3 protein-coding genes are annotated in these 5,019 nt (G+C 75.2%); 2 read left to right on the top strand and 1 reads right to left on the bottom strand.

What is annotated here, in order from left to right; genetic code table 11:
- Positions 1–879 (top strand): NAD(P)/FAD-dependent oxidoreductase (locus tag H5J30_RS17280; protein ID WP_181788318.1); only part of this gene is annotated, 879 nt, incomplete at its 5' end.
- Positions 880–978: 99 nt separating this feature from the next.
- On the opposite strand, the gene H5J30_RS37710 is transcribed toward H5J30_RS17280, so the two are convergent.
- Complete coding sequence (locus H5J30_RS37710) at positions 979–2,679, bottom strand: NsdA family TPR-like regulatory protein (protein ID WP_374100990.1); 1,701 nt, start codon at positions 2,677–2,679, stop codon at positions 979–981.
- Positions 2,680–2,913: 234 nt separating this feature from the next.
- Between H5J30_RS37710 and H5J30_RS17270 the strand changes: the two genes are divergently transcribed.
- Positions 2,914–4,758 carry a hypothetical protein gene (locus H5J30_RS17270; protein WP_181788317.1) on the top strand — a complete coding sequence of 615 codons (1,845 nt, stop codon included), beginning with the start codon at positions 2,914–2,916 and terminating at the stop codon, positions 4,756–4,758.
- Positions 4,759–5,019: the final 261 nt, after the last annotated feature.

Below are 5,019 nucleotides of genomic sequence, written 5' to 3'. Positions count from 1 at the left end.
CGGTGGGCATCCGGCGGGGCCGGTCTCGACCAGCTCCGCCGGACCGTCGCCCGGCTGCGGGACTGGGGGTACGCGGCCGAGTGGATCCCCGTGCCCCGCGCCCGGGAGCTGGAGCCGGCGCTGCGGATCGAGGAAGCCGCCCGGGTCGCGTACTTCCCCGACGAGGCGGCCGTCGACACCCGGCCGTTCGTCGCCCACCTCCTCGCCACCGCCCGCGCCCGCGGCGTCCACGTCCGTACCGGCGAGACCGCCCGTGTCGTGGCCATCGACACCGCGGGCGGCCGGGTGCGCGGCGTCCGGTGCGCCGGTGGCGAGACGGTGCCGGCGGACGTCGCGGTGTGCTGCGCCGGGTGGCGCACCCCGGCGGTCGCCGCGCTGGCCGGCGCGCACGTGCCGCTGGTGCCCGGCGACGCGCCGGGCTCCGAGGCGCCGACGCTGCTGGCCCACCTTCTGCCGGACGCGGGCGCCGGCCCCCCGCTGACCCGCATGGTGCTCAGCCCGCGCCTGCACGCCCGCCCGCTCGCGGGCGGGCGCGTCTACCTGGAGGCGCTGGACCTCAACGACGAGGTCGACCAGCACACGCCCGCCGACCGCGTCACCGCGCTCGCCCGCGAACTCCACGCCCGCGCCCGCGACATGCTGCCCGCGCTCGCGCGGGCCGCCCGGCTCGCCGACGCCCGGGTGTGCACGCGCCCGCTGCCGCCCGACGACAACTCCATCGTCGGCAGGCACGCCGAGGCGGAGGGGCTGTACTCCGTGGTGACGCACAGCGGCATGACGCTGTCGCTGCGGCTGGGGGAGCTGGTGGCGGGGGAGTTGCTGACCGGCCGGGAGGCACCGGAGCTGGCGCCGTACCGGCCGGCCCGGTTCGTACGCTGAGGCGGGTGCGCCGGGCGGAGGCGCGGGGAGTCGTACGCCGAGTGGGCCGCGCTTCCGCCGCGTTCGTACGCGCGGATCCGTCCGGCCGCACGCGGCCGCTCACTTCAGCATCCGCGCCGCCTTGTACGAGAAGTCCCGCGCCGCCGGCACGTTCCGGAACGGCCGCAGCCGCTCCCGGAACCCGGCCAGATAGCCCCGTACCCGCGCCGACTGGATGTCCTCCGTCGCCCGCAGCGCGCCCGTCGCCACCTGGCAGGCGTGCTCGACCTCCCGCTGCTGGAGCCACGCCGTGGCCAGCACGACGCGGGTGAACGCGATGCTGCGCGCGTACCGGTCCGTGCGCGCGGCGATCCCGTGCTCCGCGTGCGGCCGGGCGGCGCGCGCCTGCCGCAGGTCGACGAGGCAGTGCGCGATCTCGTCGTGCAGCTCCGCGCCGCTGAAGTAGCGCAGCCACACCGGCTCCTGGGCGGGGCTGCCGGCGGACAGGGCACTCTCGGCGTGGGAGAGGGAGATGGCGGTCGCGCGCGGGTCGCGCAGCCGGGCGTGCGCGCGGGCGGCCATCGCGTGCAGCACGGACCGGCCCGCGGGGGTCAGCCCGGGTTCGGCGAGGCCGGCTTCGGAGAGTTCGACGGCTTCGCGGTAGTCGCCGAGGTGGACGGCCTGGTGGGCGAGGGTCCCCAGGATTTTGGCGGCGAACGCGCGGTCGTGGCCGTGGTACGCCATGTCGAGGGCGAGCCGCAGGTAGCGCCGGGCCGCGCCGTGCCGGCCGGTGTCGTACAGCAGGTGCGCGGTGTGGTGGGTGACGAGGGACGCGGCGCGGAACAGGTTGCGGCCGACGGCGGCCGTGTAGCTGCCTTCGAGCATCGGCAGCACGTCGGTACGCAGATGGGTCATCGCGATCGAGCGGACGGCGCCGCCGCCGTAGCGGTTGTCGAGCATCGCGAGGTGCTCGGTGAGCGCGTGGATCTTCGCGATGTCCGGCTGCCCGACGCGGTACGAGCCCGTGGCGCGCTGCGGCGGCGCGGGCGGCGTGGCGCGGCGCCACCGGCGTACGGAGTCCCGCAGGGCGGTGGCGGACACCGGCGGCAGGGCGTAGCGCGGGTCGGCGTCCCACAGCTGGGCGGCGGTGCGGACGGCTCCGTGCGGCGTCGTCGGGCCGCGCAGGCCGAGGTCGTCGGGGGGGAGACGGCGGCCGATGGGGGTCCCCCCGCCGGTGAGGGCGTAGCCGGTGGGGGAGGGGGAGGGGGCGGCGATGTCGCCGGGGGTGATGTCCCGGCCGAGGCGGCGGGAGAAGACGGCGGCGATCAGCTCGGGCGGTACGGACGAGCCGAAGCTGCCGCGCAGCCAGCGCTTGACGTAGGTGTGCGTGCAGCGGAGTTCGAGGCCGCGGCGCCGGCCCAGCTCGCGTACCTGGCCGGCGAGGGAGGTCGGGGTGAGCCCCGACTCCCACATGAGCGCGGCCAGTCGGACGTTGACCCGGACGTACCCGCCCCCGGCGGCCCCGTCGCGCTCTCCCCCACCGGCTACGCCCTCACTGGCGGGGGGACCCCCATTGGCCGCCGCGCGCCGCCCCGCGGTGGCGGTGCTCTGCCCCACCGCCCCCAGCCGCTCGCGCGCGAACCGGTTGCGCCAGCGGCACACCGTCGCCGTCGTGACCCCGAACCGGTCCGCGACTTCCCCGTTCGACTCCCCCGCGGCGCATGCCAGCACGATCCGGCAGTGGAGCCGTTTCGCCGCCGGGGTGGCGCTGTGTGCGACCAGGTGTTCGAGGAAGTGGAGTTCCCGGTCCGTCAATGTCAACCGAGTCGTGGGCCTGCCTCGCGTCATGGTCGCGCATTATTGCCCGCCTGGGGTCCTCCGCAGGCCGCTTGCCGCCGGACGACCCTCGAACGACCTGGAAGATCACCTGATTTAATGCGCGCAGTCTCGGTGAACGCTCTGCACACCCTCGGAACTTACACATGGCACATGCCAGGCGGCAGGCTACGGAGCGCAAAGTTCCGGTCTGAGCCGGCAGATCGAGGTAACGCTTACATGACCACGACGGGACCACCCGCCGACGGCCACACCCCGCAGCCCGCGGACGACGAACCCTCGGGCCACCCTCTGGGCGCCGCCCGAGGGGACAGAGCAGACACCAGAGCGGACAGCAGAGCGGACACCGAAGAGACCAGAGAAGAGACCAGAGCGGACACCAGCGCAGACACCGCGGAGACCCCGGAAGACCTTCCGGAGGACACCCCGCGGGAGTCGGAGCACGGCCCCGTGCCGCCGCCCCCGCCGACGCTGCTGCGCGTCGAGCTGGCCAAGCGCGGCTGGGCGAGGTTCTCGACGTTCGAGGTCCACTACACGCACGCCGCCCGCAAGGCCGCCGCCGAGTACGGCGACCCGCGGCTCGCCAGGCTCACCATCTCCAGCACCACCTTCAAGCGGTGGCTCGCCGGGGAGCAGATTCCGCGCGGCAACGCGGGCACCGTCCTGGAGCACATGCTCGGCATCGACGTCGACGCGCTCCTCGGCCCGGCGCCCACGCGCACGTTCACCACGCCCCGCCTCCCCGACGACGCCTCGCTGGCCACCGCCCGCGCGCTCGACGTCACCTGGTCCACGTCCTTCCTGTCGCCCACCGCGCCGGCCCCCGGCGGCGGCGGGGTCTGGCAGCTCGACGGCCACCGCGTCTTCGACGGCACCTCCGTGGCCGTCCAGCTGTACGAGGCGGAGGCCGGGTCCGACAGCGTCGTCATCGGGCCCGACGACCACCCGCACCTGCGCGACTTCATCCGCCCCGCGCGCCGCGCGCTCCTGCTCGCCGCGCTCGGCGCGCGCCGCGGCGAGGGGCTGTTCGTGCTCGACGCCGTACGCGCCCGCCAGCCCGTCGCCGCGGACCCGGTGGACGTGCTGCCGATCCCGCGCGCGTACCGGCTCGACGACCTGACGTACGGGGTCCTCTGGGCCGTGCTCAACCTCGACGACGGCCTCCTCGCCGACGACGCCGTGCTGGAGGCGGAGCGCAGCGGCCTGGACGACTTCCTGACCCGCGAGCGGTCCGCGGTGGCCCGCTCGGCGATGCCGGAGCTGTCCGACGTCGGTACCGCGTGGCTCGGCTCGCACGTCTGCGACCAGCACATCCTGCGCGAGCTGCGCGCGGACTCCGGCGAGCCGCCGGTGTTCTGGGCGCGCGAGCAGTACGGCGAAGAGGCCGCCGCCTGGCTGTTCTTCCGCCACAAGCACGCGTACCTGCGGTCGCTGCGCGAGGCGCTCGCGGGCTCGGGCCGCCCGTACGGGTACGTCTTCTGCCTGCCGCACAACGCGGTCAAGACCAGCGAGCGCTACGAGCGCACGCTGCTGTTCCTGACGCTGGCGCTGCTGGAGCGGCACGGGCTGACCACGTGGGTGTGCACGGAGCCGGAGTACGCGCAGGTGGACGGGTTCGCGCTGCTGCCGGGGGAGCGGGCGGTCATCGCCAACTGGCTGCGTACGGACGGCATCTGGCAGGTCGACACCACCAGCCACTGGGCGCGGCTGCGCGCGTACGCCGACGCCGTACGGCACGCGCAGACGCACAGCGTCATCGACGGCGACACGGCGGCGGAGCGGCTGCGCCGGCTCGCCGACCACCTGGACCTCGACTGGGCCTGGCTGACCGCCCGGTGCGCGGAGCTGGGGCGCTACGGCAGCGCCGGGATGCTCCGGCCGCGCAGCCGGCTGATCGGCCTGGAGGAGCTGGACGACGTGCTGCGCTACGTCGGCGGTCTGGGGCCGGGCGACCCGGCCCGGAGCACCCCCGCGGCCGACGCCGCCGGAGCCTTCGCCGGGGCCGTGACCGGCGGAAACCGAACGCAGTTCCGGCCCGGCGGGCCCCGCGGCGGGCGAAGATGACGCACACGTTCGAACCCCCGGGAAGCGACCCCCAAACGACCCCGGGGACCGGTGGCAACGACACCCGCGGCTGAGCAATGTAGGTGTGGCTCACGGTGCCGTTGAGACCACCGTGACCATCCGATGTGTGTGCGCCCCGCGCACTGCCCGGCAGACGGCCGGAAGAAACGCCGCACGACGCCGTACGACAGTGCAGCCAGAGGCTGTCCTCGTACGGCCCATCCAGCGAGGAAGCCCATGTCCGACCACCCCGCTCCCGCC

This window comes from Streptomyces phytophilus, assembly GCF_013870535.1.
Taxonomy (GTDB): domain Bacteria; phylum Actinomycetota; class Actinomycetes; order Streptomycetales; family Streptomycetaceae; genus Streptomyces; species Streptomyces phytophilus.
Note: the sequence above shows the minus strand (reverse complement) of the source record. Positions and strands in the feature narration are given on the sequence as shown.

Bases quoted from the DNA above. Each gene is read 5' to 3' on its own strand.
- H5J30_RS17270 (WP_181788317.1), top strand. From the start codon at position 2,914: ATGACCACGACGGGACCACCCGCCGACGGCCACACCCCGCAGCCCGCG.